At 30.3% G+C, this 26839-nt stretch carries 24 protein-coding genes; 7 read left to right on the top strand and 17 right to left on the bottom strand.

Translation table 11 applies throughout. The features are described 5' to 3' along the window. The first annotated feature begins 127 nt into the window (after positions 1–127). The 4 genes from BA195_RS12680 to BA195_RS12665 are packed head-to-tail and all read left to right on the top strand — an operon-like array spanning position 128 to position 5215. Positions 128–811, top strand: a complete 684-nt coding sequence (locus BA195_RS12680; RefSeq protein ID WP_068706034.1) for a TetR/AcrR family transcriptional regulator — start codon at positions 128–130, stop codon at positions 809–811. Then, positions 798–2459: a peptidase domain-containing ABC transporter gene (locus BA195_RS12675; RefSeq protein ID WP_068706033.1), complete on the top strand. Its 1662-nt coding sequence runs from the start codon at positions 798–800 to the stop codon at positions 2457–2459. The genes BA195_RS12680 and BA195_RS12675 overlap by 14 nt, the downstream gene beginning before the upstream one ends. 9 nt (positions 2460–2468) lie before the next feature. Further along, on the top strand, positions 2469–3818 hold the full coding sequence (locus BA195_RS12670; protein WP_068706032.1) for an HlyD family secretion protein: 1350 nt from the start codon (positions 2469–2471) through the stop codon (positions 3816–3818). Then, on the top strand, positions 3815–5215 hold the full coding sequence (locus BA195_RS12665; RefSeq protein WP_245662354.1) for a TolC family protein: 1401 nt from the start codon (positions 3815–3817) through the stop codon (positions 5213–5215). The genes BA195_RS12670 and BA195_RS12665 overlap by 4 nt, the downstream gene beginning before the upstream one ends. On the opposite strand, the gene BA195_RS12660 is transcribed toward BA195_RS12665, so the two are convergent. The 11 genes from BA195_RS12660 to kynU all read right to left on the bottom strand — a co-directional run bounded on the left by BA195_RS12660 (position 5216) and on the right by kynU (position 15276). Next, positions 5216–6316: a hypothetical protein gene (locus BA195_RS12660; protein WP_068706031.1), complete on the bottom strand. Its 1101-nt coding sequence runs from the start codon at positions 6314–6316 to the stop codon at positions 5216–5218. Between the two features lies 1 nt (position 6317). After that, positions 6318–7403 carry an amidohydrolase family protein gene (locus BA195_RS12655; RefSeq protein ID WP_068706030.1) on the bottom strand — a complete coding sequence of 362 codons (1086 nt, stop codon included), beginning with the start codon at positions 7401–7403 and terminating at the stop codon, positions 6318–6320. A 31-nt stretch (positions 7404–7434) separates the two neighbouring features. Further along, complete coding sequence (locus tag BA195_RS12650) at positions 7435–7962, bottom strand: 3-hydroxyanthranilate 3,4-dioxygenase (protein ID WP_068706028.1); 528 nt, start codon at positions 7960–7962, stop codon at positions 7435–7437. A 323-nt stretch (positions 7963–8285) separates the two neighbouring features. After that, positions 8286–9056 (bottom strand): SDR family oxidoreductase, encoded by a 771-nt coding sequence (locus BA195_RS12645; protein ID WP_068706026.1) that lies wholly within the window; start codon positions 9054–9056, stop codon positions 8286–8288. A gap of 76 nt (positions 9057–9132) precedes the next feature. Further along, complete coding sequence (locus tag BA195_RS12640) at positions 9133–9351, bottom strand: DUF6500 family protein (protein WP_068706228.1); 219 nt, start codon at positions 9349–9351, stop codon at positions 9133–9135. 69 nt (positions 9352–9420) lie between these two features. Beyond that, on the bottom strand, positions 9421–10860 hold the full coding sequence (locus BA195_RS12635; protein WP_068706024.1) for an aldehyde dehydrogenase: 1440 nt from the start codon (positions 10858–10860) through the stop codon (positions 9421–9423). A 54-nt stretch (positions 10861–10914) separates the two neighbouring features. After that, a complete protein-coding gene (locus tag BA195_RS12630; RefSeq protein WP_176715001.1) occupies positions 10915–11313 on the bottom strand; it encodes a RidA family protein in 399 nt (132 codons plus the stop codon). 57 nt (positions 11314–11370) lie between these two features. Then, complete coding sequence (locus tag BA195_RS12625) at positions 11371–11940, bottom strand: transposase (protein WP_068706019.1); 570 nt, start codon at positions 11938–11940, stop codon at positions 11371–11373. Between the two features lie 27 nt (positions 11941–11967). Continuing rightward, the gene (locus tag BA195_RS12620; RefSeq protein ID WP_068706017.1) at positions 11968–12501 is read right to left on the bottom strand and encodes a DUF1697 domain-containing protein; all 534 of its coding nucleotides are present in this window, start codon (positions 12499–12501) and stop codon (positions 11968–11970) included. A gap of 52 nt (positions 12502–12553) precedes the next feature. Then, the gene (locus BA195_RS12615) at positions 12554–13963 is read right to left on the bottom strand and encodes an FAD-dependent oxidoreductase (RefSeq protein ID WP_068706015.1); all 1410 of its coding nucleotides are present in this window, start codon (positions 13961–13963) and stop codon (positions 12554–12556) included. A 53-nt stretch (positions 13964–14016) separates the two neighbouring features. Beyond that, positions 14017–15276: a kynureninase gene (gene kynU / locus BA195_RS12610; protein ID WP_068706226.1), complete on the bottom strand. Its 1260-nt coding sequence runs from the start codon at positions 15274–15276 to the stop codon at positions 14017–14019. 154 nt (positions 15277–15430) lie between these two features. Here kynU and BA195_RS12605 point away from each other — a divergent pair, with 154 nt between their 5' ends. Then, complete coding sequence (locus tag BA195_RS12605; protein ID WP_141677719.1) at positions 15431–16204, top strand: IclR family transcriptional regulator; 774 nt, start codon at positions 15431–15433, stop codon at positions 16202–16204. A 55-nt stretch (positions 16205–16259) separates the two neighbouring features. Here the strand turns inward: BA195_RS12605 and serA are convergent, their stop codons facing one another. Together serA and BA195_RS12595 are read right to left on the bottom strand one after the other, a co-directional pair. Then, a complete protein-coding gene (gene serA, locus BA195_RS12600) occupies positions 16260–18149 on the bottom strand; it encodes a phosphoglycerate dehydrogenase (RefSeq protein ID WP_068706013.1) in 1890 nt (629 codons plus the stop codon). A 99-nt stretch (positions 18150–18248) separates the two neighbouring features. Further along, positions 18249–19061: a UbiA prenyltransferase family protein gene (locus BA195_RS12595; RefSeq protein WP_068706012.1), complete on the bottom strand. Its 813-nt coding sequence runs from the start codon at positions 19059–19061 to the stop codon at positions 18249–18251. Positions 19062–19191: 130 nt separating this feature from the next. Here BA195_RS12595 and gcvP point away from each other — a divergent pair, with 130 nt between their 5' ends. Continuing rightward, positions 19192–22038 (top strand): aminomethyl-transferring glycine dehydrogenase, encoded by a 2847-nt coding sequence (gcvP, locus tag BA195_RS12590; protein WP_068706011.1) that lies wholly within the window; start codon positions 19192–19194, stop codon positions 22036–22038. A 61-nt stretch (positions 22039–22099) separates the two neighbouring features. Here the strand turns inward: gcvP and BA195_RS12585 are convergent, their stop codons facing one another. From BA195_RS12585 to BA195_RS12570, 4 genes are all read right to left on the bottom strand, one after another. Next, entirely contained in the window at positions 22100–22384 is a 285-nt protein-coding gene (locus BA195_RS12585) for a hypothetical protein (RefSeq protein ID WP_068706010.1), read from the bottom strand. A gap of 240 nt (positions 22385–22624) precedes the next feature. Then, entirely contained in the window at positions 22625–23716 is a 1092-nt protein-coding gene (locus BA195_RS12580; RefSeq protein WP_084443205.1) for a class I SAM-dependent methyltransferase, read from the bottom strand. A 12-nt stretch (positions 23717–23728) separates the two neighbouring features. Beyond that, a complete protein-coding gene (locus tag BA195_RS12575; RefSeq protein ID WP_068706009.1) occupies positions 23729–25237 on the bottom strand; it encodes an FMN-binding glutamate synthase family protein in 1509 nt (502 codons plus the stop codon). 93 nt (positions 25238–25330) lie between these two features. After that, positions 25331–25582, bottom strand: a complete 252-nt coding sequence (locus BA195_RS12570; protein WP_068706007.1) for a type B 50S ribosomal protein L31 — start codon at positions 25580–25582, stop codon at positions 25331–25333. A gap of 185 nt (positions 25583–25767) precedes the next feature. Between BA195_RS12570 and BA195_RS12565 the strand changes: the two genes are divergently transcribed. After that, positions 25768–26808, top strand: a complete 1041-nt coding sequence (locus BA195_RS12565) for a glutaminyl-peptide cyclotransferase (RefSeq protein ID WP_068706005.1) — start codon at positions 25768–25770, stop codon at positions 26806–26808. Positions 26809–26839 lie beyond the last annotated feature (31 nt).

The following is a 26839-nucleotide window of genomic DNA, read 5'->3' as shown; positions in this document are numbered from 1 at the left end:
TATACTAAAAAATAAGTGCTTGTGAGTTTTTGTAACTCTTAAAAACTGTCATGTTAAAATTAAATTAACACAAACACTTTCTTTATTAATAGTATTACTATTATATTTGCATGTGTAATTTTATTTTATGAAAAATTTATTATCAAATATTAAAATTGAAATCCCTTCGGGAATCTATATTAAAGACCCTGAAACATCTGATTTAGGAAAAAGAATAATAGAAAACAGTATAAAATTAATAGAAGAGATTGGTTTTGAAAGCTTTAACTTTAAAAAGTTAGGAAAATTAATTGGTTCAAATGAAAGCTCTATTTATCGATATTTTGAAAGTAAACATAAGCTATTAATTTATTTAACTTCATGGTACTGGGGTTGGATACAGTATCAATTGGTAATAGAAACCTATAGCATTAATAATCCGAAGGAAAAACTAATTAAAGCTATTAAAGTAGTTACAAAAACAACCGAACAAGACAGTAATTTTTCGCACATTAATGAAATTTTGTTAAACTTAATTGTAATTAACGAAAACTCAAAATCATACTCCACAAAAGACGTAGATATTGAAAATAAAGAAGGCTTTTTTAAGCTTTATAAAGAAGTAATTAGACGTTTAGCAGATATAATTATAATTTATGATAACAACTACCAACACCCATTAACATTGGCAAGTACAATTATTGAAGGAGCCTTACATCAACAGTTTATAAAACAACATTTTAAAACGTTAACAAATTGCAATAATAATATTTCACCGACTTCATTTTTTATAGACCTAACATTAAACACATTAACAAATGATTCAGAGTAAATTAACTCCTTGGCAACGTTTTTTAGGACTTTTAAAAATAGAAAAAAAAGATATTTTACAAATATCATACTATGCTATTTTTGAAGGTATTGTTGCCTTATCGCTTCCTTTAGGAATCCAAGCAATTATAAATTTATTACAAGGCGCCCAAATTTCAGCTTCTTGGATAGTTCTTGTAATTTTAGTTACCATAGGGGTTGCTTTTAGTGGTGTATTAAAACTAATGCAAATTAGAATTATAGAAACCATACAACAACGTATATTTACAAGAGCATCGATAGAACTAAGTTATCGTTTTCCGAAAATTAAAATGAGCGAATTGCAAAATTATTATCCGCCAGAATTGGCAAATCGTTTTTTTGATACGCTCACAATTCAAAAAGGAATTTCAAAAGTTTTAATTGATGTTCCGTCAGCATTTTTACAAATTGTTTTTGCCTTATTATTACTTTCATTTTATCATGCCTTTTTTATTTTATTTGGTGCTTTATTATTAGTATTAATTTATGTAGTTTTTAAGTATACCGCAAAAACAGGATTAGAAACAAGTTTAAACGAATCTAAAAACAAGTATAAAGTAGCACATTGGTTGCAAGAAATTGCCCGAACAATAATCAGTTTTAAATTATCAGGCAAAACAAAACATGCTTTAGAAAAAAGCGATGCGTTAGTTAATGATTATTTAAACTCTCGAGAAAGCCACTTTAAAATATTAATCATTCAATACATTCAAATGATTAGTTTTAAAGTTATTATTACAGCTGGCTTACTTTTAATGGGTGGTTTTTTAGTATTAAATCAACAAATGAATATTGGTCAATTTGTTGCTGCGGAGATAATTATATTACTAGTAATTAACTCTGTTGAAAAACTAATTTTGGGGTTAGAGTCTTTTTACGATGTGCTTACCTCAATAGAAAAACTAGGGCAAGTGATTGATAAACCTATTGAAAATCAAAACGGAACTAAGATAGATAAAACAACTCCCTTTACAATTGAAGTTCAAGATGTTTCTTATAAAATGAACAAAGAAAATTCAGTAATTTTAAATAACATATCACTTAAAGTAAATCCAAAAGATCGAATTTTAATTCAAGGAGAAAGTGGTTCTGGCAAATCTAGTTTAATTCAACTAATCTGTGGACTTATAAAACCTACAGCAGGTAATATATTTGTTAACGATTTAGCATTAACAAGTATACAGATTAATGATTACAGAGCTAATTTAGGGTTGTCTTTATCAGAAGAAACTCCTTTTAAAGGAACTATAAGAGAAAACATAACTTTTGGAGATAGTTCAATTACTGATTCTGAAATTTATTCAATATTTACTATTGTAGGTTTAACCGATTTTTTAAAAAATCAACCCTACGGTTTGGATACTTATTTAAAACCTGAAGGAAAACTTATAGGCTACACTATTGCCAAAAAAATAATTTTAGCAAGAGCAATTATAAAAAAGCCTAAATTATTAATTTTAGAAGATCCTTTAGATCAATTTGAAAAAAATGAAGCAAAAACAATTATTGATTTTATTACAAAACCTCAACAAGAGTGGAGTTTAATAATTGTTAGCAGTAACGATAGTTGGGAACTAAAATGCACAAAAAAAATTACCCTAAAAAAAGGTATTATTATTAATAATTAAACAGATAAAATGTTAAACATATCTAATAATACGGTGGCAAATCAAATAGATTTATCTAGTTTAAAATCAGGTAAAAGAGTTTTTAGAAAAGAGCACCATAAAAAGTTTAAAAAATTTTTACTCTTTTTTTTACTTATACTTTTAATAACCTTGTTTTTACCTTGGACACAAAATGTAACTAGCACCGGTAATGTTACTACATTAAAACCCAACCAACGACCACAAACGATACAATCTCAAATACCTGGACGTATCGAAGAATGGTTTATTCAAGAAGGTAATTTTGTAAAAAAAGGAGATACTATTTTAAGAATATCTGAAATAAAGAGTAATTATTTTGACACCAAATTAGCTGAAAGAACCGGTAATCAATTAAACGCTAAAAGCCTCTCAGAAAAATCTTATACAAATAAAGTAGCTGCTTTAAAAAGACAAATTAACGGTTTACAAAACGAACGTAAGCTAAAATTACAACAAGCAAAAAACAAATTACAACAAGCTTATTTAAAAGTTACTAGTGATAGTATTGATTTAGAAACAGCAACAATAAAGCAAGGCATTGCCAAAACTCAATATGAAAGAACACTTACATTACAAAGAGAAGGTTTAAAAGCGGTAAAAGATGTTGAAGAAAAGAAAGCTAAATTACAAGAATACTCAGCAAAAGTTATCTCTCAAAAAAATAAACTATTAACTTCTAAAAACAATATTATCAATGCTGAAATTGCTATTTCAAGTATAGGAGCTTCTTATATCGACAAAATATCAAAAGCTGAAAGTAGTTTATATTCTGCTAAATCTGGAGCTTATGAAACGGCAATACAAGTTTCTAAATTAGAAACAAATCTTGCTAATTACAATAAAAGAAGCTCTCTATTATATGTTACTGCACCCCAAGATGGCTACATCAATAAAACTATAAAGTCTGGTATTGGTGAAACTTTTAAAGAAGGTGAACAATTAGTGAATATTATGCCTGCTACATATGATTTAGCAGTAGAAATGTATATAAAACCAATTGATTTACCACTAATACATATTAACGAAAAAGTTAGGGTTCAGTTTGATGGCTGGCCAGCAATAATTTTTAGCGGTTGGCCAAATATGTCTACCGGAACTTACGAAGCTAAAATAATTGCCATCGAAAATTTTATTAGCGATAATGGTAAGTATCGAGTTTTAATCGTTCCTAACAATAACAAACAACCATGGCCTAAAGCTATTAGAATTGGTTCAGGAGCAAAAACAATTGCTTTGTTAGAAAATGTACCTATTTGGTATGAATTATGGAGGCAAATTAATAGCTTTCCTCCTAATTTTTACCAACCTAAAAACACAAATTCAAAGAAAAAGAAATGATGAAAAAACTATCCTTTTTACACCTATTTATAAGTTTTATATCTTTTTCTCAAAATCAATCTATCAACACACTTTCATTAGAAGAAAGCTTAGGGTATGTTAAAAAACATCACCCTATTTTAAAACAAGCAAAACTTATTACCAGTAAAAACGAAGCTAAATTAATGAAAGCTCGTGGTGCTTTTGACCCTAAAATTGAGGTTGATTACGACAAAAAAGAATTTAAAAACACCGATTATTATAAAAAAATAACCTCAACTTTTAAAGTACCAACTTGGTATGGTATTGAATTAAAGGCGAGTTATGAAAACAACTCTGGTCAATATTTAAACCCTCAATTTAAAACTCCTAAAAATGGTTTATACAACATTGGTGTAAGTATTCCTTTAGCTAAAAATTTATTTATCAATAAGCGAATGGCTACCTTAAAACAAGCCAAACTATATACAAAACAAGGTAAACTAGAACAGCAATTATTGGTAAACAATATTTTATTTGATGTTATAGACTCATATCTAAATTGGATTCAATATTACCAACAACACACTATTTACAAAAATTATCATGCAAACGCAGAAAATCGCTTAAAGAATGTTGTTAAAAGCTTTAAAGCTGGTGATAAGGCTGCTGTTGATACCTTAGAAGCGAGTATTAATTTAAAAAGTCGAAAACTAGATTTAGAAAAAGCTAACATTAAATACTTGAAATCAAAATTAGAATTTTCTAATTTTTTATGGATTGATGCTAATATTCCGATGGAATTAAAGCAAGAAGTAGTACCAGATATCACTACGTATTATAAGATGGATGGACTTTTAAAATCAACATCAAATACGATTATTGAAAATCGTATAAGTAACCATCCGAAAATAAAATTATTAGAATTAAAAAGAAAAAATTTAGAAATAAATAAACGATTAAAAGTTAACAACTTATTACCTAAAATTGATTTTCAATACAATTTATTAAGTGCTAAAGTAGATAATCTAGATGCCTTTAACGTATCTAATTACAAAAATTCACTTCAAGTTAGCGTTCCGTTATTTTTAAGAAAATCAAGAGGTGATTTAAAATTAGCAAAATTAAAAATACAAGATTTAGATTTTGAAATAGCAACCACAAAAACAATATTGCTAAACAAAATTAAAGCTACAAAGCAAGAAATTGCCTCGTATAAAAAACAAAATATCATTCTTAAAAACTTAGTTAATGATTACAAAACAATCGTTAAAAGTGAAGAACGAAAGTTTTCGTTAGGCGAAAGTTCATTATTTTTAATTAATTATAGAGAAGTAAAATTAATTGAAAACAATTTAAAAGAAGTAAAAAACCAATACAATTACGCTAAAACAAAAAGCAAACTTATTAACTTATTAGGACAACTAAACACTTTATAATTAATGCTTATACTCTTCTAATAACGCTTCATCAATAAATATATGCTCAGGTAAAATGCGTAAACGGTATTTACTTTCGCCTATAAACGTGATTAAATCTTTGCGCTCCAATCGATCGTTTTCTTCTAACTGAAGTATCGAATTTATATTATCAACGATTCTAGTTAAATAGGTTTGACTTTTAATTTCGCCTCCTGAATTTACAACAATAGATTGATTAGAAGCTTCAGCAAATTTTCTTCTATACGCAAAATTTAATAAATTTTTATACTGTGTTGTTTTCGATCCAAAGTCAATTTTTTGCTCATAAATACCTTTAGATGGTACACTTAACTGTATTAAAGACCAATCTAAAAATTTAATTCGAATCTCGTTAGGTTTCGGAGTGTGCGCTAATTGAATTACCCAACTTGTTGCCAATACTAAAAAGACAGAAACCAAAGAGGTTTTGGCTATAATACGAATCATCAGGTTTACAAAATCGTTATCTAACCCAACAAAAACATCGTATAATTGTGATACAAATAACAACGAAATTACAACGACCGAAATAATAGCCACTAACTTTAAATCTCGATGCATAAAGGTTCTAAAAAAAGAAACTCCCATTAAATAACACAAAAAAGTAGTTAATAACACATCAGGAACCGCCGTTATTTTTACACCATAATAAACCTCTTTACCTACAAAAAAAGACAATAACATGGTTAATGAAGCTACTGCTACAATTATAATTCCTATAATTTTTACATTTTTTTCATTCTGATAAATAAATTTTGGTGCATCATACACATAATACAATGCCAACAACCAAAACAAATTATTAACAGTTGATAAAATATTTACACCTATTTGATAACTAACAGTTTCAGTAAAACTAAAATAACCTGCTATATATGCCCAAATACCTGAAATTACCCAAACCAACATACCAAAACTTAAATATAATAAGCCTTTATCTACCCGCTTTATTACATTTCCTTCTGCTAATACTTGCTGAAACCTTTTAGTAATATTATAATAAATTGCTAATAGTAAAACTGCACCTATAAAGGAAATAAAAATATGTGATATGTTATGAAATTGGGTAACTTCAGACATGCTATTTTAAAATCTTCGATATTAAATCTTGTTTTGCTTTTTCATCATCACCAAACAACCAACGTAAGGTATTATCTTCCCAAATTTCGTCATATTGTTTTTGATTAATAATATCTCTATCAATTGCTAAATCTAACAATTTTCCTGGATATGAAGATTGTGCATCACTTTCCATTTCTCCTAAGGGATACGGATCGTCTAATCCCATAATTACTTGATTAGATCCTTGGCGATCTATCATTAATTTTAAAGAATCTGTATCATGTACCAAGGTATCAAAAAAGATATTTGGATGCCCTACTGCTTTCCTTGGATGCGTTTTCCCTTCAAACAAATCTGGTCTTCCGTCAAATCCTTGAATACGACGCCCTAGATTCATTTGAGCTAATTGTCCTCCATGTGCAAAACAGGTTCGAATATTCGGAAAACGTTCTTGCATACCGTTTAAAGTATAAAAATGATACGCATCACCACATTGAGCCAACATCCAAATTAAATGAAAACGCCAATTGGTATTTTCTAACTTAATCATCTTATCACCGTCATACGGATGAATTTCAATAGCTAATTTATATTTATCTGCTAATTCAAAAATGCGATCATTTTCTTTATCAAACACACAACGCCACTGCCCTATCGAATCCATAAAATGCGTTGGTAAGCATAATACTTTTAAACCTAACTCTTCAACACAACGTTCCATTTCATACAATGCACCGTAAATAAAACCTGGATGTACCACAAAACCACAAGTAAACTTATCTGGATGATCATGCTGTACTTTTGCGTTAAAATCGTTTTGAAAACGTAATGCCTTTTTCATTTCCTCCAAGCGCAATCCGTTACCATATAATTGCGATAAGTTTAAAACTACGGCATGGTCTAATTTATTTTTTTCCATCCATCGTAGTTTTTCATCTAAAAAAAAACTAGAATCTGTTACTGGTCGTTTCCAACCTTTTTGTAACATGTGTTTTCGTTCATCATCTACCCAAAAAATTTCTTTTTCCTTCATAAATTGAGGAATCTGTTCTGGGTATGGTAATAAATGTGAATGTCCGTTTATGCGTAGTTTTCTTTTTGTCATCTTTTACTTGATGGTTTAATTAAGGCAATTTTTATTTAATTTTATTAGGAGCTTCCATTACTGTTCCGCAATTAGCACAAGTACATTTTTGAGTATCTGAATAATATTTATCAAAAATAATAGGCATATCGGTTTCAATATTATCCAACGCAAATTCTTCTCTATACAACGGGCTTCCACAATTTTCACAGTACCACTCCAAGGCATCTAACATTCCTTCAGCACGCGGATATTCAATAACCAAACCTACCGTGTTTTCTTTTCGTTGTGGTGAATGTGGTACTTTTCCCGGTAATAAATAAATATCGCCCTCGTTAATCTCCACATCAATCATTTTACCCTTATCATCAATAATTTTTAAAACCATATCACCTTCTACTTGGTAAAAAAATTCGGGCGTTTCGTTGTAATGATAATCTTTTCTATTATTTGGCCCACCTACGACCATAACAATATACTCGCCATTATCCCAAACTTGTTTATTACCAACAGGCGGTTTTAATAAATGACGGTTTTCATCAATCCACTTTTTAAAATTTAAAGGCTGTACTAAATTCATATCTATATATTTTGGGCGTTCCCTAAAGGTCGGGCTTTTCGCTGTATCTTTTTATGTATTCTCGATACATTTTATTTTTCCGTTATCACTTCAAAATAAAACACTCGAATTAACATAAAAAGGATGCCGCTGCAATCCCTAACGCAAATTTCGTTTCTAAATTACAAACTTTTTATCTCTTTATAAACAGTCTTCAAATTCACTTTTATAACAAACCTCAGCAAACAAGTTTAGCCCTGATTGAACGGTTTGTTTGAGCTCTTTTTAAGTTTTTTTTACTTAAAAAAGCGAGTAGTGAAAGCAGGAAACAGCTTCTAAAAAAATTACAAACTCTTAGTTCTTCCTCCGTCAACAGGAACATTAATCCCATTAATAAAGCTTGCACTTTCACTTGCTAAAAAAACCACTGCATTGGCAATCTCTTCTGGTTTCGCAAAACGTTTTGCTGGCGAAGCATTCATCATATTTGTTGAAACCTCATCAACAGACAATCCTGTTTTTGCTGCCTTATTGTTTATAATTTCTTTTAATCTTTCTGTTCCTGTAGCTCCTGGCAATACATTATTTACGGTGATATTAAATTGCCCTAGCTCGTTTGCCAATGTTTTAGACCAACTTGCAACTGCACCACGAATGGTATTTGAAACTCCCAAACCCTCTAAAGGTTGTTTTACAGAAGTAGAAATTACGTTAATTACCCTTCCAAAACCTGCTTCTTTCATAAACGGAACCACTGCTTGTACCAATACGTGATTGCATTTTAAATGTTGTGTAAAAGCGCGTTCAAACTCATCTATTTCGGCGTTAAAAATAGGACCTCCTGCAGGACCTCCTGTGTTATTAACTAAAATATGAAAGTTTAATTTTGATGCTTCAATTTTTTCTTTTAATTCATTCGGATTTGAAAAATCGGCAACAATATAACTGTGATTCCCTTCTGGTAATTCAGTTAAAACAGCTTTTAACTTTTCTTCGTTACGAGCAATCAACGTTACGTTTACACCTTCTTGTGCCAAACCAATTGCCGATGCTTTTCCTATTCCTTGCGTGCTTCCACAAACCAAGGCGTTTTTATTTTGTATGTTTAAATTCATAATTTATGGATGAAAGAAAAAAGATGTTAGAAGAAAGATTTTTACATCTTTTTTCTTGATTCTTTTCTCTAGGTTCTTATTTATTTTCTAAAATCATTGCTTTAATCTTTACTGCTTTTTCAAAATGATCTAACTGATGAGTTTCAATCCACCATTTTGCGACTTCCATTAACAGCTTCGGATTGTCATTTTTATTCTTGAAAAATGCGTAGAAAGACAAACCTACATTATCTCCTTTTTTTGCAATTTTCTCGTTACAAACTTCAATTATTTTTTGTCGTATTTCTTTATTCATCATTTTTATTTAGTTCTCGATACAATTTTTCGTTCCTCAAAATCACTCGAACTGACATTATTTAATCTTTTAATATTTAATACAAATATTTTTAGGTTCGGTAAAAAAGCGCAATGCCTCAAAACCTCCTTCGCGTCCTACACCACTTTCTTTTTGCCCTCCAAACGGAGTTCTTAAATCTCTTAATAACCATGTGTTTACCCAAACAATTCCTGCATGAACTTGTTTTGATATTTGCATAGTTCTGTTTAGATTATTTGTCCACAACGTTGCTGACAATCCGTATTTTACATCATTTGCTAATGCTAATGCTTCTTCATCTGTTTTAAAAGGCATAATAGTAACAACAGGTCCAAAAATCTCTTCTTGATTCAATCGACATTTATTATCCGTTACTTCAATTATTGTGGGTTGTAAATAATAACCATTTTCACTGTCGGTTACAGTCACAGTTTTGCCTCCAAAAAGAATCTTACCGCCTTCTTGTTCAGAAATATCTATATAACTTTTTACTTTTTCTAAATGCTGTTTAGACACTAAAGCTCCAATATTTGTATCGCTATTTGCTGGATTTCCAACTTTTAATTCAGATACTTTTTGAACGAAATCTTTTTTAAATCGTTCATATATTTTTTCTTCCACAAAAATTCTACTTCCACATAAACAAATCTGACCTTGATTTGCAAATGAAGATCTAACTGTGGTTGCTAACATTTTATCGTAATCGCAATCTGCAAAAATTAAATTAGGGTTCTTCCCTCCTAACTCTAAAGATAACTTCTTAAACATTGGCGCTGCTACTCGTGCAATATGTGCTCCAGTAGTTGTTCCTCCAGTAAATGAAATTGCTTTAATATTCGGGTGTGCTACAATTGCTTGTCCTGTTGATCCTCCTAAACCGTGAACAATATTTAAAACTCCTTTTGGTAAGCCTGCCTCATTACAGATTTCTCCTAATAAATAAGCTGTCATTGGTGTTACTTCACTTGGTTTTGCTACCACACAGTTTCCTGCTGCAATTGCCGGAGCAATTTTCCATGTAAATAAATACAGCGGTAAATTCCACGGAGAAATACAACCTACCACACCAATTGGTTGTCGCAAAGTGAAATTCATCGCATTTAAACCAACACTTTCATGTGCTTCTGATGAAAACTGCGTAATGGCATTTGCAAAAAACTGAAAATTACTTGCTGCTCTTGGTATATCAATCTGTTTGGCTAAACTAATTGGCTTTCCGTTGTCTTTAGATTCTGCTTCTGCTAAAAAAGATAATTTCTCTTTTATTAATTCCGCAATCTTCGATAATATTTTACTTCTTTGGTCTAAGGTTGTTTCTGACCACTGCCTAAAGGCAGATTTGGCAGCATTATATGCCAACTCAACATCTTCTTTTGATGAATTAGGAATTTGACCATACACTTCTCCTATTGAAGGATTGTAATTATCAATGTAATTTCCATTTATTGGATTTACAAATTCGCCGTTTATGTAGTTTTTTATATGCATACTCTATACTAGACCTCACAGGTTTTAAAAACCTGTGAGGTTTTTCCTCTATTTTTATTTTTTATAAGCCGTTACTTTTATTTCTACCACTAAATCAGGGTGTGGTAATTGATGTACTGCTACTGTTGTACGTGTTGGCCCAGTTTCTTTTTCAAAAAAATCAGCATATATTTTATTATAGCCTGCAAAATCATTCATATTTACTAAGAACGTAGAAACATCAACTACATCTTTTAAACTTGCTCCTACTGTTTGTAAATTCTTATCTATGTTTTGTAAAACCTCACGTGTTTGTGTTTCGATATTTAAATGTTTGGTTCCCATTTCATCAATAATATCTACTCCTGCAATCGTATTATCTGCTCGTCGTGAACTTGTACCCGATACAAAAATAAAATCTCCTACAACTTTTACGTGTGGATATGCGCCTCTTGGTGTTACTTTTTTCTCCATAATTATTTTACTTAAAAGACCTTATCGATTTTAAAAACCTGTGAGGTCTATATTTAATTATTCTAAAACTAATTCCGCCAATTTTTCATCAAACTCCAATTTTTTGTAAGTTAAATGGTGTATAAAATTTTCTTTATTCTCAAATAAAAACAGCACTTCTTCTCTTTTTAATAAAGTACTTTTTTCTGAAATAAGACTTAAATATGATGAGTGTTTATAATCATTTAAGCTCGTTACAAATTGATGATAAATTGGATTTAAATTTATATAAATTATTAACTTTTTTAAATAGACTTCTTCTTCAACCTTAATTCTCTTAAATCGGTCTCTAAATAAACTACCACTTCTATTATACTTCTTATTTATTGATTTTGAGTATGAATTAAATAGGTTAGAAAATGATTTAGATACTTTTTTCTCTTCTGCTACTTCTTTTATCTGAACTAATAAATGAAAATGATTTTTTAATAAACAATACGATAAAACATTAGCTATAGGATTTACGTACTTTTTGAGTAATTTTAAGAAATAAATATAGTTAACATCTTCTATAAAGATATTTTCTCCATTATTTCCTTTATTGAAAATATGGTAATAATTATTTGATTGTAAGATTTCGTATTTCATCTATTTATTGTGTAGACCTCACAGGTTTTAAAAACCTGTGAGGTCTTTCGCTAATTCTAATAACTTTAAAGTTGTTTTATAATTTCTTGTTGTGGCGATTAAATTTAATTTCTTCTCTATTGTATTGTTCGTCAATTTTGTTTTTCCGAAACCTGATGGGCAGTTTAAATAAACTACATCACCCGTTATTTTATATTGATCTTCTTTAATTCCTTTTATTTCAATTTCAGTTTCACTTGTTGTTTTATCTAAAAAAGTAAAAGCAACTATTTTTTCATTCTCTATTGAAAAAGGGTATTTATCAATTACCGCTGTCCATTCTTGTGGCGTTCTTACTAGCACAGGAATATCATAACCAAACTTATCAGCAATTCCTTTATTTACTTTTTTACAAACCTCAACTTTTGTTTTATCTGAACTTAAAATAATATTACCACTCTGAATATAGGTTTCAACATTTTTAAAACCTAAACCTTTTAATAATTCACGTAGCTCAACCATCGGGAGTTTATTTTTTCCCGATACATTAATTCCGCGTAATAAAACAATATATGTTTTCATATTTATTTTTGAGACCACACAGGTTTTAAAAACCTGTGAGGTATTTTACACATTACATCCCTGCAATTTTATCCTCTTCTAAAATTTCGTTTGTTTCTTCTTGTACTTTTTTAAGTACTTCTTTTAAATCAGTAATTGCATCTAAATCATGATGCGCAACCATATTTAATAACGCTTTATCTTGTGCTCTTCCTTTTTTCATTGCTTCAGCATAAGGAATATTTTCATTGAAAGTTACCATCGAGTATTTTGAAAAATATGCTGAAGGAAAATTCTCTTCCAAAGTCATTTCTAACTTTCGCTTTTCTTTAAAAATCGGATTAGCAACATGATCTTTCATCTCATGAAAATTATCAATTGCTAAATCTGCAATAGCATCGGTGTCTTCTTTTCTTACCTTCTCGTACCTTTTAAAAACTGCTTCCCAATCTTCTACTTCTCGACTACTCTCGAAATGACTTAAGATTTCATCAAAAACAGTTATATCTTCAAACGAAGCATTCATTCCTTGTCCGTAAAACGGAACAATAGCGTGTGCCGCATCTCCCATTAAAATGGTTTTGTTTTGATAATGCCATGGCGAACATTTTACAGTACCTAATGCTCCTGTTGGGTTATTTAAAAACTCATCTTTTATACTCGGAATTAACGCTAAAGCATCTGGAAATTGTGTTTCAAAAAATGAAGTTATCTTTTCTTCAGATGTTAAATTATTAAAGTTATATTCTCCTTCATCATAACTTAAAAATAAGGTCACAGTAAAGCTTCCATCCATATTTGGCAATGCTATTAACATATACTCGCCACGAGGCCAAATATGTAAATGCTCTTTACTTATTTGATGATTCCCTAAGGCATCTGCAGGAATTTCTAATTCCTTATAACCGTGTGATAGATAATTTTGCGAATAACTAAATAAGAATTTTCTCTCTAAGTAGTAACTTTTTCTCAATATCGAACCAGCTCCATCTGTTCCGAAAATTACATCCGCATTTATAGAAAATTCTTCTTTGGTTTTATAATCTTTAAAATGTCCAATGATCTTTTCTATATCTACCGAACTACATTTCTTATTAAAATGAATAGTTACATTCTCATGCTTTTCGGCTTCAGTTAACAAAATACCATTTAAATCGCCACGAGAAATTGAATTTATGTATTCTCCTTCTCTTCCTGAATAATTAGAAGTAAAAGTATTTCCTTTACTATCATGTATTAAACGCCCATACATCGGAATACATATTTCACGTGCTTTTTCTTCTACACCACATAAACGTAAGGCTTTAAATCCGCGATCAGACAATGCTAAATTTATTGATCTTCCTGCCGAAATATCCGTAGTTCGTAAATCTGGTCTGCTTTCAAAAACCTCAACTTTATACCCCCTTTGTGCTAATCGTAAAGCTAATAAACTTCCACATAAACCAGCTCCTATTATTAGTATGTTATCTTTTTTATTCATATTTTGATAAATTAAACCTCACAGGTTTTAAAAACCTGTGAGGTTTGGTTTTGTTACAACAATCCTTTTAAAACTGAAACCATTTTATATACATCTTCAAAACTCGTATACATTGGTACTGGTGCGCAACGGATAACATCTGGCTCTCTCCAATCGGTAATAATATTATTTTCTGTTAGTTTTTTATGCAAACTTTTATCTGCATTTTTTACTTGAATAGATAATTGACAACCTCTTTCTTTTGGATTAGATGGTGTAATAATCTTAATACTATCAGAATCTATTTGATTGATCAAGAACTCGAAATACCCTGTTAGTTTTTCTGATTTTTCTCGTAAAGCTTCCATTCCTACCTCAGCAAACATATCTAAAGAAGCTTTAATTGCTGCCATGGATAATATTGGCGGATTACTTAATTGCCAACCTTCTGCCCCTGTCATTACATCGAACGGTTGACGCATATTAAATCGCGTTTCTTTATTATGATTCCACCAACCTGCAAAACGTGGCAACTCTTTATTATGTGCATGTTTTTCATGCACAAATAATCCTCCTAAACTTCCTGGGCCTGAATTTAAATATTTATACGTACACCAAGCTGCAAAATCTACTCCTGAATCGTGTAAATTAGGAGAAATATTTCCTGCTCCGTGTGCTAAATCAATCCCTACAAAACATTCTTTTGAATGTCCTATTTCAGCAATACGTTTTAAATCTAAATATTGACCGGTATAATAATTAACGCCACCTATCAATAGCAATGCTATTTCATCTCCTTGCTCAGCAACAATTGTTTCTAAATCTTCAATATTTAATAATTCTTCTCCCGTTCTCGGTTTCCATTCAATTAATCCGTCTGCTACATCAAATCCATGGAATTTTAATTGAGATTGTACGGCATATCTATCTGAAGGAAATGCATCAGATTCTATGACTATTTTATATTTCTTTTTTGTTGGTTGATAAAAAGACACCATTAACAAATGTAAGTTGGTTGTTAGCGTATTCATCACCACAACTTCTAGCGGTTTTGCTCCTACAATTTTCGCCATACTCTCGGTTAAAAACTCATGGTAAGGCAACCAGGGTGTGTTTCCTTCAAAATGCCCTTCTACTCCGTAATTAGCCCAATCATCTAATTCTTGTTGAATATATTTTTGAGTATTTTTAGGTTGTAACCCAAGCGAATTCCCTGTAAAGTACAACCATTCATTACCTTCTTTATCTTTTGGTATATGAAATTGATTGCGCAAGTGCGCTAATTTATCTTCTTTATCTTGTTGTTGTGCGTAGTCGAGTGTTGCTTTGTACATGCTTCTTTTTATTTCAAAAAAACCTTTCTTTTTAAACACTAAAGATACTTGATTTATAAACAAATCAAAAAACAAAAGTGTTTCATTAAATGAAACGGTGTTTTATAAATTTACACTTTTTTATTATATTAGCAAAAATGATTTTTAAAAAATAATGATTGACAACAAAAATTTAAACCAATCAATTATAAAAGCGTTTACCGTTTTAGATGCTTTTACAAATGATAAAAAAGAATGGGGTGTTCGTGAATTAGCGAATAAAACAGGCTATAATAAGAGTACAACCTATAGATTATTAAGTACTTTGGTTTCTTTAAATGTTATACATCAGAATGAAAATGAAAAATATTGTTTAGGCAGTAAACTTTTTGAATTAGGAAATCGTGTTTCTTTATACCAATCTTTAATTACAGTGACTAATCAATCTATTAAAAATGTAGCTTTAGAAATACAAGAAACAATATTACTTGCTATTTTAAAAGAAGAGCAAGTTTTTTACATAAATAAAGCTGATAGCTTACAGGGTTTAAAAATAAGTACCTCTATTGGTTCTTATCAACCAATTCATGCAACAGCATCAGGTAAATTACTTTTAGCTTTTTCTTCTATTGAAAAGCAAGAAAAATATTTTAAAAACAACAATTTCACTAAATATACTCAAAAAACAATTACTAAAGTTCCTAAATTAAAAACAGCGTTAAACATCATAAAAAAACAAGGCTATTCTTTAGATTTAGAAGAGTTTGAATTAGGTTTAATATGTATAGCTATTCCTATTTTTAATAAAAAAGGAAATGCGATTGCCTGCATAAGTGCTTCTGGTCCTTCTAGTCGCTTTAAATTAGAAAACGTACAAAACTATATATCTATTCTGCAAAAAGGAGCTACCTTAATTGAAAATTCATTACAAGATTTTAATTCTTTATAAAAAAAGCCTTGTAAAATTTACAAGGCTTTTATCATTCTCTTTCATTAAAGCACTCTTAATAAAGTACTCTAAATTTTATAGTTCCTTCAACCTTACGAAGTTCATTTAACACTTCCTGATTGTACTCTTTGTCAATATCTGTAATTACATACCCTACTTTAGCATCTGTTGATAAGTATTGCCCTGTAATATTTAATTCATACTCAGCCAAAACTTTATTAATTTTTGCCATTACACCTGGTACGTTTTTATGAATATGTAAAAAACGATGTGCATTTGTTTGACGTGGCAATCTTATATTCGGAAAATTTACTGCATCTACTGTATTTCCTGAATTTATATATGCCATAATTTTATTAGGTACAAAATCGGCAATATCTTTTTGAGCTTCTTCTGTACTTCCACCAACATGTGGTGTTAAAATCACATTATCTAAACCTTTTAATTGCGTAATAAAATCACCATTTTTTCTTGGTTCTTCCGGATAAACATCTATAGCACACCCTGCTATTTTACCTGATTTTAAACCCTCAACCAGCGCTTCAATATCTACTACAAATCCACGAGAAAGATTTACAAAATGCACGCCATCTTTCATTTGTGAAATTTCTTCTTTCCCTATATAGTTTTTATTTGCTGCGTTATCATCAACATGCAAGGTTACTACATCAGAAATATTTAATAATTCTTTAAGTGTAGAAATTCTGGTTGCATTTCCTAACGCTAATTTATCTTCAACATCATAATAATACACATCCATCCCTAAAGCTTCTGCTAAAATTGATAGTTGTTTACCTATGTTTCCATAACCAACAATTCCCAGTTTTTTCCCACGAACCTCACGCGAACCTTGTGCTGTTTTGTTCCATTGTCCATTATGCAATTCTGTACTTCTTTGAAAAACACTACGCATTAACATAATAATTTCTCCGATAGCTAATTCAACTACAGAACGCGTATTACTATAAGGTGCGTTAAAAACTACCACTCCATTTTCTTTACAAGCGTCTAAATCAATTTGTTTAGTACCTATACAAAATGCTGAAACAACCATTAATTTTTCTGCTGCTTCAATTACCTTTTTAGTTACCTGAGTCTTAGATCGAATACCTAAAACATGTACGTCTTTAATTTTTTTTATCAACTCATCTTCTGATAAACTTTTTGATATTGTTTCAACGGAAAAACCATCGGCTGTTAATTTTGTAAAAGCATCGGCATGTACGTTTTCTAATAATAATATTTTAATTCTGTTCTTTGGATATGATATATTTCTTGGCAAATCGTTTAGGTATAAAAATTCGTCTAAATTAGGTGTAATATGATCAGCATTGGCTACTGTTTTTTCTCTAGATATATTTTCGGTATAGGCAAAAAAAGTATCAGCAACACCTGCTTTTTTTGTTACCGCGTCACTGTATCCATCACCAATTACTTGTATTTCTCCTTGTAGGTTTAAGTTTTGTAAACATTCAATTTTTCCATTATGTTTTGAGAGTGAATTATTAGCATCAAAACCAACAATTAAATCGTTTTCATCAAATTGAAAAGTGTTAGCAAATACTCTTTCGGATGGAATATTATATTCAGCCACAATCGGATCTATAAATTCTTTAAATCCTGCTGAAATCACATAAATGTCATCAGAAAACTGCTCAAAAAACTCTTTATTTCTTTCGATAGATGAGGAAACATGTTTTTTTAATTCAGTAATAAGAATTGGTAAATCTGCCTTTTTAGCATTTAATAATTGAATGCGTTTTTCTAAAGATTGTGGAAAGGATATTTCTCCATCAATTCCTTGATTTGTTATTTCGACAATTTCTCTAATAACGGCTTCTTTCTTCGGATTTTTTTCTAAAGTAATCTCCGCTAAAACATCTAATGCTTCAACTCTTGTTAACGTACTATCAAAATCGAAAACGAAACTTCTTTTTGGTGCCATCGTACTTATATTATTGATAAGCAATCAAAAATACAAATCAAATTAATAAAAAAGGCAATAATCTTCGAAAAGGTTTGCGTTGTTTTATTAACAAAAACACTAAACTATTAACAATAATAACCACCAAATTATAGGAATCGACTCTATAAAAAAAGAACTATAATATTTTGCTTGTTGTTTTGAAGCTCGCATTAGTAAAAACAATATTATAGTAAAAACCACTAAAAACACTGTTTTAAATTCTTCTTTTGACGATATTACAAACTCAAATAGCAAGCAAAATATTAACAAAACATATCCTAGTTTTTTAGTTTGTTGTATCCCTATTTTTTTGGGAATGGTTTGTAGTGAAATTGCATCGTATTTTACATCTCTAATATCAAAAGGCAATATCAACACCATTACTAATAAAAAACGTTGCAATGCCATTATATAAATTTTACTTGTAAATACTACTGCTGCATCAAAAACAGGAAGAAACACTGTTGCCCCAACCCAAACTAAGGCTACCACAACAATTTTTAAATAACCGATGCTTCTTAGGTTTTTTTGAAATCTACTAAAAAAAGGAACTGCATATAAAAACGTTAACAATCCGAAAGGTATAAAAAAAAGTAAGGTTTCTACATTTAGTCTACTTACATAAAAACACATCAACAAAAAACAACTTAAAGAAAAAAGTTGAATCACTCTTAAGTTCTTTGTCAAACTTCGATGATGCAATTTGGCTACTCCTGCATATTTTACAAAATTATAACCTGTAATTGTTGCAAAAAAAAGAAAAAAATCTAACGATTCATTATAACTCAAGTCAAGATAAAACTCAGTAATTCGCACAAAAGCATACACCGCTAAAGCAACATGAATACTAGCGTTTATGTAAAAATCAAGTAGTTTTTTAAAAAACTTCATTACACAAAAATAGTTTTTATGTTTATAACCCTAACATTTAGTTAATAAAATATCATTTTTAACGAAAATTTATACCCTAAAAATTAGACAATTTCATTATTTTTGAGCCACTTAAAAACAACAACACAGAATGAACACAAATTCATTTCAACTAAGACATATTGGCCCTCGTGTAAAGGACCAAGAACAAATGTTAAAAACTATTAAAGCTGATAGTTTAGATCAATTAATTTTTGAAACTATTCCTGACGATATTCGTCTTAAAAATGGATTAGATTTAGCGCCTGCAATGAGTGAATATGAGTATTTAAATCATATTAACGAATTAGGAGCTAAAAACAAGGTTTTTAAAAGTTATATTGGTTTAGGATACCACGAGGCAATTGTGCCGAGTGTTATTCAACGTAACATATTAGAAAACCCAGGTTGGTATACCGCCTACACTCCTTATCAAGCAGAAATTGCACAAGGTCGTTTAGAAGCTTTATTAAATTACCAAACAATGGTTTGTGATTTGACAGGAATGGAACTTGCAAATGCTTCTTTATTAGATGAAGGTACTGCTGCTGCCGAAGCAATGGCTTTGTTATTTGATGTACGTGAACGTGCTCAGAAAAAAGCAGGTGTAAATAAATTCTTTATTTCTGAAGAAATTTTACCACAAACATTATCTGTTTTACAAACACGTGCTATCCCTATCGGAATTGAGTTAGTGATTGGAAACCATGAAGATTTTGATTTTTCTTCAGCATTTTTTGGAGCAATACTTCAATACCCTGGAAAACATGGACAAGTTTGTGACTATACAGACTTTGTAGCCAACTGTAACGAAAAAAACATAAAAGTAGCTGTAGCTGCTGATATTTTATCTTTAGTAAAATTAAAAGCCCCTGGTGAGTTTGGTGCCGATGTTGTTGTAGGAACAACCCAACGTTTTGGTATTCCGTTAGGTTATGGAGGACCTCATGCTGGTTATTTTGCAACGAAAGAAGCATACAAGCGTAGCCTTCCTGGTCGTGTAATTGGCGTTACTAAAGATGTAGATGGTGGTCGTGCGTTACGTATGGCATTACAAACACGTGAACAACATATTAAACGCGAAAAAGCAACTTCAAACATTTGTACTGCTCAAGTTTTATTAGCAGTTATGGCTGGTATGTACGCTGTTTATCACGGAAAAGACGGGTTACAATATATTGCTGACAAAGTTCATGCTAGCACAAACACTTTAGCAACCGCTTTAGAAAGCTTAGGCTTTAAGCAAAAAAACAACGCTTATTTCGACACTATTTTAATTGAAGTTGAAGCAAATAAATTACGTCCTGTTGCCGAGGCAAACGGAATCAACTTTAATTATATTGACAATAACCATATTTCGATTTCTGTAAATGAAACTGTTAGTTTAAAAGAAATTAACGCTATTGTTGACTGTTTTGAGCAAGCTTTTAACATTCAAGATATTACAATTACTGAATTTACTTCTTCGGATGTGATTCCTTTTGATATTAAAAGAAACACTTCATTTTTAGATAACGAAGTATTTAACACGTATCAGTCAGAAACTGAAATGATGCGTTATATTAAAAAGTTAGAACGTAAAGATTTAGCTTTAAATCATTCAATGATTTCTTTAGGATCTTGTACCATGAAGCTAAATGCTGCTTCTGAAATGCTACCTTTAAGTAATCCACAATGGGGTAATATTCACCCATTTGTTCCGTTAAATCAAGCAGAAGGATACCAAACAGTTTTAAAAAATCTTGAACATCAATTAAATGTTGTTACTGGTTTTGCAGGTACCTCTTTACAACCAAACTCTGGTGCACAAGGAGAATTTGCAGGATTAATGGTAATTAGAGCTTATCACGAATCTAACGATGATGCTAATAGAAACATTTGTTTAATTCCTGCATCTGCCCACGGTACCAATCCTGCGTCAGCAGTAATGGCTGGTATGAAAGTAGTGGTTACCAAAACAGATGAAAGAGGAAATATTGATGTAGAAGACTTACGTGCAAAAGCAGAAAAACATAAAGATAATTTAGCTGCCTTAATGGTTACCTACCCATCAACACATGGTGTGTATGAAAAAGCTATTATGGAAATTACGCAAATTATTCATGATAATGGCGGTCAAGTTTATATGGATGGAGCTAATATGAATGCTCAAGTAGGGTTAACAAATCCAGCTACCATTGGCGCTGATGTTTGTCACTTAAACCTACACAAAACTTTTGCTATTCCGCACGGTGGAGGTGGCCCTGGTGTTGGTCCAATTTGTGTTGCACCGCAATTAGTACCATTTTTACCTACAAATCCTTTAGTCACTACTGGCGGAGAAAATGCAATTACTGCTATTTCTGCTGCTCCTTGGGGATCAGCGTTAGCCTGCTTAATTTCTTACGGATACATAACAATGCTAGGTGCTAACGGATTAACAGACTCTACTAAGTTAGCTATTTTAAACGCTAACTATATTAAAGAGCGTTTAAATGGTCATTACGACACATTATATTCTGGTGAAATGAATCGTGCTGCGCATGAAATGATATTAGATTGTCGTTCTTTTAAACAAAACGGAATTGAAGTTGTTGATATTGCAAAACGTTTGATGGATTATGGTTTTCATGCGCCAACGGTTTCTTTTCCAGTTGCCGGAACTATCATGGTTGAACCAACTGAATCTGAAAGTATTGCCGAGTTAGATCGTTTTTGTGATGCTATGATTTCTATTAGGAAAGAAATAGCAGATGCTACAAAAGATAACAGTAACAACACATTAAAAAACGCACCACATACGCAAGAGATGTTAACTGCTGATGAGTGGACTTTACCTTACACACGTAAGCAAGCTGCTTTTCCTTTAGATTATATTGCTGACAATAAATTTTGGCCTTCGGTACGTAGAGTAGATGATGCTTTTGGTGACAGAAACTTAATCTGTTCTTGTAATCCTATTGAAGATTACATAGACTAAAACTAACACGTTTTAATTTCATAAAAAAACCACTCTTTAATAAAGAGTGGTTTTTTACTTTTTATGCTACTGCAACAATATCACTAAACGGAACTACTGTTGTATTTTTAAGAATAATAGCTTTTTCTGAAACTGTCCAAACTGAAGCTTCTATTCTTTTTAAACCTGTATGATCTGTAAAAAAAATTTCAAACTTATCTTTATTTAAATTTCTTAAAAAAAAGACTTTTCGCTGTCTTATAAACTCATTTACCTGTTCAATCTTGTGTTCTAACACATTTATTTTAGGAAACTCTAAAAGTTTACTTTTTTTTTCACCTATAGGTGTTTTTTTTTCTGAAAACATATGAATGGGGGAATTTAGGGATTAATTCAATATACGTTTATTAACTGCAAATATACAAATTTTACTAACAAGTGTTAATAACTTTTAAAATAAATTGTTAATAACTTTTATTCAGAAAAACTAAAAAATAATTATCCTAATGTTTAGAGATAAAAAAAAACTAAATCACCACCCTAATACAAACAAAGGTCTTGGTAAAATTACCAAGACCTTTGTTTGTATTCTATTCAAATTACTAACTTATTTAATACACTCATAAACTACAAATTTTTTATTTTCAGCTACAACAAAAACATTTTTAAAAAGTTTTTCTAAGTGTGTTTTATAGTTTAAATGTTTGTTTGCTACCAACACAAAACGCCCGTCAAGTTTCAAGCAACTTTCTACACCTTTAAAAAGTGTTAATGCAACTTCTATATTATTTTCATGCTCAAAATGAAAAGGAGGGTTTGACACCACCAAGTCATAATTTTTGTCTTGTAAATTATCTAAGTTATCAGCACAAACAAACTGTGTTCCTTCACTTTTTAAATTTAACTGAGAAGATCTTATTGCTAAATTAAAATCATCAACCAACGTTAAAATAGCTTTTGGTTGTTTCTTTATTATTTCATAAGCTATTATTCCATTTCCTGAAGCAACATCAAGCACATTTAACTCATCAGACCTTACTTTTAAATTCTCTAATAAAAACTGAGTTCCAATATCAATTTTACCTGATGAAAAAACACCGTAATACTGCTGCAAAAATTCATCTTTCCATTCAACTTCATTTATCAACTCTTTATACTTGGTTATTTTTTTAGGCTTCTTTAAAACTAACAAGCGCGCTTTTTTCCATGCTTTTGTCTGAACAACTTCATCGAAATACACTTCTGCTATTTTTAAAAATGATATTGAAAAATACTTGGTCATAAACCCGCAAACAACTTCGGTCTCATTGCTGGAAGCTTTGTGAATTTGTTGTAAAAACAATTCAAATAATTCGACCGATTTCGGAATTTTTAATAATGCTAATTCAATACTACTTAAAATATCTAAAGGCGTTTTAAAATCATTATTCGCGGGTAAATTATTTAAATTTAAATTTTGAATAATTGCTTTTTCCTGACTAGCATAAGTACAAACCGTTGTTAGTTTTTTGTTATTTAATAAAGTATTCCATACTCCAAATCGATCGTTAAACAAATGAACATAATCGTCTTTCTTATCTGAAATATATTCCAACACCAGTAATTCAGCACTACTCCATGCACGTAAAGATTCATCTTCTGTTTTTGGGTAACGTTCTAATTGATATTCTTTAGAATTGAATTGTATTGTTGTTTCCAATAATTTTATTTTTTAATTATAAATTTTATCCAAAGAAATGATATCTCCTGCTTTATTTCTTCTAAAAACATGCTTTGCTTTCACATCTAAAATAGATTCTTTTCCCATTGCGGCAACTACTTCTTTTACCGCTGCAATGGTTTTATCATGATAATTTTTAACACGAATATTTTTATCACCAACTACTAAAGCCTCAACCAAATCCTCGTCTTGAGTTGCAACTCCAACCGGACAAGTATCTAAATTACATTCACGTGCTTGAATGCAACCTAAACTTAGCATAAAACTACGAGCCATACCAATAACATCGGCTCCTAATGCCTTATATTTAACAATATCAAAAGCATCAATAGCTTTACCGCTTGCAATAATTTTTATTTGATCTTTTAGCTGATATTTTTGTAATGTTTTATTTACAAAAGCTAAACCTTCTAACAATGGCGTACCTACATAATTTGAAAACTCTATTGGAGCAGATCCGGTACCTCCTTCTCCTCCATCAACCGCTATAAAATCAGGATAATTATTTGCCTCAGCAAATGCTTTTATCATCATTTCAATTTCTTCATTATCTCCTACACAAAATTTTATTCCCACTGGCTTTCCTTCAGATAACTCTCTTACTTGTTGAATAAAAGCAATCATTTCTTCAAAATTTGTAAAAGCGGAATGATTTGGTGGAGAATCGACTCTAGTAAAGGGTTTTATTGAACGGATTTTTGCAATTTCTTCGGTATTTTTCTTGGCTGGTAAAATACCACCATGCCCAGGTTTTGCACCTTGTGAAAATTTAATTTCTATCATTTTTACTTCAGGGCGAATTGCATTTTCTTTAAAAATAGCCGCATCAAAAACACGTTTACCTACTACACTTTTTCCTGCTCCAAAATAACCTGTTCCTACTTGAAAAATTAAATCTCCACCTTGTAAATGATAAGGTGAAATTCCTCCTTCACCAGTATTATGAGCAAAATTTGCCATTTTTGCACCTTGATTTAACGCCTTAATCGCATTTTTACTTAAGGATCCAAAAGACATAGCTGATATATTTACAATAGAAGCATCATACTTTTGAGTACACTTATCAGAACCAATAATAACCCTTTCGCCTTTAATATGATGGTGATCTTTAGGAAATAATGAATGTTTTACAAACTCATATCCTTTTTCATACACATTATGTTGTGTACCAAAAGGTACAGTTTCTATTTCTTTTTTTGATCGTTGATAAACAAGACTCCTTTTTTCTCTATTAATTGGGGTTCCGTTTAAATCATCTTCAATAAAATATTGTTGAATTTTTTCGCGCTCTTCTTCAAATACCCAACGCAACCTTGCTACAACAGGAAAAGCACGCATCAATGAATGTTTTTTTTGAATAAAAGCATCGTACAAAGCCAGTATTGTTACTCCAGTAGCAATGGTTAATAAAATATAGTTTCCCATATCTGGCATAAAGTAAACCAATATACCACATAGTATATTTATGACAACAATAATTGCTAAGATTGTATCTCTCATTTTTATAATTTTGATAGGCAAAAATACAAGTTTTATACCATAAAAAAAGCTCTAACAAATGTTAGAGCTTTTAAATATTTTAGATACTTGAAATTATTTTTTAAATTTCGCATATTTATTTTTGAACTTATCAATACGACCTGCAGTATCTACTAATTTAGACTTACCTGTATAGAAAGGGTGAGAAGTTCTTGAAATTTCTAATTTTATTAATGGATACTCAGTTCCTTCTACGTCTAAAGTTTCTTTAGTATTAGCAGTTGAACGTGTTAAAAATACATCTCCGTTAGACATATCTTTAAAAGCTACCATTCTATAATTTTCTGGATGTATTCCTTTACGCATCTTAAATGACTTTTAAATATTGTTTTAATTTTTTATCAAACATGTAAAAATGGTAAGGTTTTACACTAAAAATATTTTTTTAGTTGTTTGAGGATGCAAATTTAACCATATTTTTTAATTTTCAAACAAATAAATTGTTTTAATTTGTAGTACAAACGAATAAATTAGAAATCAAACTATAAAATATGCGTATTTATACATACTTAGCTTTAGCTTTAACAGCAACATTTATTACATCTTGTAGTGAAACTGGCTACAAATTTAAGTTAAACACCTCTAAAAAAACAACTTTAGGACAAAAAGCAGCTATAAAGTTTGAACAACTTAAAGGAAATAAAATCGATTCGGTACATTTATTCGTTAATAAAAAACGTGTAAACAAAAACGAAACAAGTATTGCTATAAACACTACTGATTTTGGTGTAGGAAAACACTTGGTTACTGCCTTGGCTTTTTATCCTAATAAATCTAAAAAAATTAACAATTCTATTGAAATTTTAGCAAAAAACGCTCCTGCTGTTTACACTTATAAAATTATCAACACTTTCCCACACGATAAAGATGCCTATACTCAGGGGTTAGAGTTTAATGATGGTTTTTTATATGAAACTACAGGACGTAGAGGGCAATCAACCTTAAGAAAAGTTGCTATAAAAACTGGTGAAATTTTACAAAAGATTGATTTAGATAAAAAATATTTTGGTGAAGGAATGACCATTTTTGACAATAAAATTTATTGGTTAACATGGCAAGCTCGTAAAGGTTTTATATATGATTTGGAAACTTTTAAACAAATTAATGAATTTAATTACAACCATAGTAACGAAGGTTGGGGTTTAACACATAACGACAGTGAATTAATAAAATCTGACGGAACTAATAAAATTTGGTTTTTAAATGCCCTAAATCAGAAAGAGGAAAGAAATATTCAGGTTTACACCAATAAATATGCTGTTGATAATTTAAATGAAATTGAATTAATTAACGGAAAAATTTACGCTAATAAATGGCAGCAAAATTCAATTTTAATTATCAATCCAAATACTGGTGTTGTTGAAGGTGTTGCTAATTTAAATGGTTTAAGAGATATTGTTGCTGAAGAACAAGAGTTAGAAAGAAGTGATGATGTTTTAAACGGTATTGCTTACGATAAAGAAAACAATCGCTTATTTGTTACTGGAAAACATTGGGGAAAATTATTTGAAATTGAGTTGATAAAAAAATAATATATTCTTCAAGTAAAATTAAAAAATAACT

It is taken from the genome of Tenacibaculum soleae, assembly GCF_001693415.1.
Lineage (GTDB): Bacteria > Bacteroidota > Bacteroidia > Flavobacteriales > Flavobacteriaceae > Polaribacter > Polaribacter soleae.
Note: the sequence above shows the minus strand (reverse complement) of the source record. Positions and strands in the feature narration are given on the sequence as shown.

Excerpts from the sequence above, each read along its gene's own strand:
- BA195_RS12680 (WP_068706034.1), top strand. The coding sequence starts at position 128 with ATGAAAAATTTATTATCAAATATTAAAATTGAAATCCCTTCGGGAATC.
- BA195_RS12675 (WP_068706033.1), top strand. The coding sequence starts at position 798 with ATGATTCAGAGTAAATTAACTCCTTGGCAACGTTTTTTAGGACTTTTA.
- BA195_RS12670 (WP_068706032.1), top strand. The coding sequence starts at position 2,469 with ATGTTAAACATATCTAATAATACGGTGGCAAATCAAATAGATTTATCT.
- BA195_RS12665 (WP_245662354.1), top strand. The coding sequence starts at position 3,815 with ATGATGAAAAAACTATCCTTTTTACACCTATTTATAAGTTTTATATCT.
- BA195_RS12660 (WP_068706031.1), bottom strand. The coding sequence starts at position 6,316 with ATGTCTGAAGTTACCCAATTTCATAACATATCACATATTTTTATTTCC.
- BA195_RS12655 (WP_068706030.1), bottom strand. The coding sequence starts at position 7,403 with ATGACAAAAAGAAAACTACGCATAAACGGACATTCACATTTATTACCA.
- BA195_RS12650 (WP_068706028.1), bottom strand. The coding sequence starts at position 7,962 with ATGAATTTAGTACAGCCTTTAAATTTTAAAAAGTGGATTGATGAAAAC.
- BA195_RS12645 (WP_068706026.1), bottom strand. The coding sequence starts at position 9,056 with ATGAATTTAAACATACAAAATAAAAACGCCTTGGTTTGTGGAAGCACG.
- BA195_RS12640 (WP_068706228.1), bottom strand. The coding sequence starts at position 9,351 with ATGAATAAAGAAATACGACAAAAAATAATTGAAGTTTGTAACGAGAAA.
- BA195_RS12635 (WP_068706024.1), bottom strand. The coding sequence starts at position 10,860 with ATGCATATAAAAAACTACATAAACGGCGAATTTGTAAATCCAATAAAT.
- BA195_RS12630 (WP_176715001.1), bottom strand. The coding sequence starts at position 11,313 with ATGGAGAAAAAAGTAACACCAAGAGGCGCATATCCACACGTAAAAGTT.
- BA195_RS12625 (WP_068706019.1), bottom strand. The coding sequence starts at position 11,940 with ATGAAATACGAAATCTTACAATCAAATAATTATTACCATATTTTCAAT.
- BA195_RS12620 (WP_068706017.1), bottom strand. The coding sequence starts at position 12,501 with ATGAAAACATATATTGTTTTATTACGCGGAATTAATGTATCGGGAAAA.
- BA195_RS12615 (WP_068706015.1), bottom strand. The coding sequence starts at position 13,963 with ATGAATAAAAAAGATAACATACTAATAATAGGAGCTGGTTTATGTGGA.
- kynU (WP_068706226.1), bottom strand. The coding sequence starts at position 15,276 with ATGTACAAAGCAACACTCGACTACGCACAACAACAAGATAAAGAAGAT.
- BA195_RS12605 (WP_141677719.1), top strand. The coding sequence starts at position 15,431 with ATGATTGACAACAAAAATTTAAACCAATCAATTATAAAAGCGTTTACC.
- serA (WP_068706013.1), bottom strand. The coding sequence starts at position 18,149 with ATGGCACCAAAAAGAAGTTTCGTTTTCGATTTTGATAGTACGTTAACA.
- BA195_RS12595 (WP_068706012.1), bottom strand. The coding sequence starts at position 19,061 with ATGAAGTTTTTTAAAAAACTACTTGATTTTTACATAAACGCTAGTATT.
- gcvP (WP_068706011.1), top strand. The coding sequence starts at position 19,192 with ATGAACACAAATTCATTTCAACTAAGACATATTGGCCCTCGTGTAAAG.
- BA195_RS12585 (WP_068706010.1), bottom strand. The coding sequence starts at position 22,384 with ATGTTTTCAGAAAAAAAAACACCTATAGGTGAAAAAAAAAGTAAACTT.
- BA195_RS12575 (WP_068706009.1), bottom strand. The coding sequence starts at position 25,237 with ATGAGAGATACAATCTTAGCAATTATTGTTGTCATAAATATACTATGT.
- BA195_RS12570 (WP_068706007.1), bottom strand. The coding sequence starts at position 25,582 with ATGCGTAAAGGAATACATCCAGAAAATTATAGAATGGTAGCTTTTAAA.
- BA195_RS12565 (WP_068706005.1), top strand. The coding sequence starts at position 25,768 with ATGCGTATTTATACATACTTAGCTTTAGCTTTAACAGCAACATTTATT.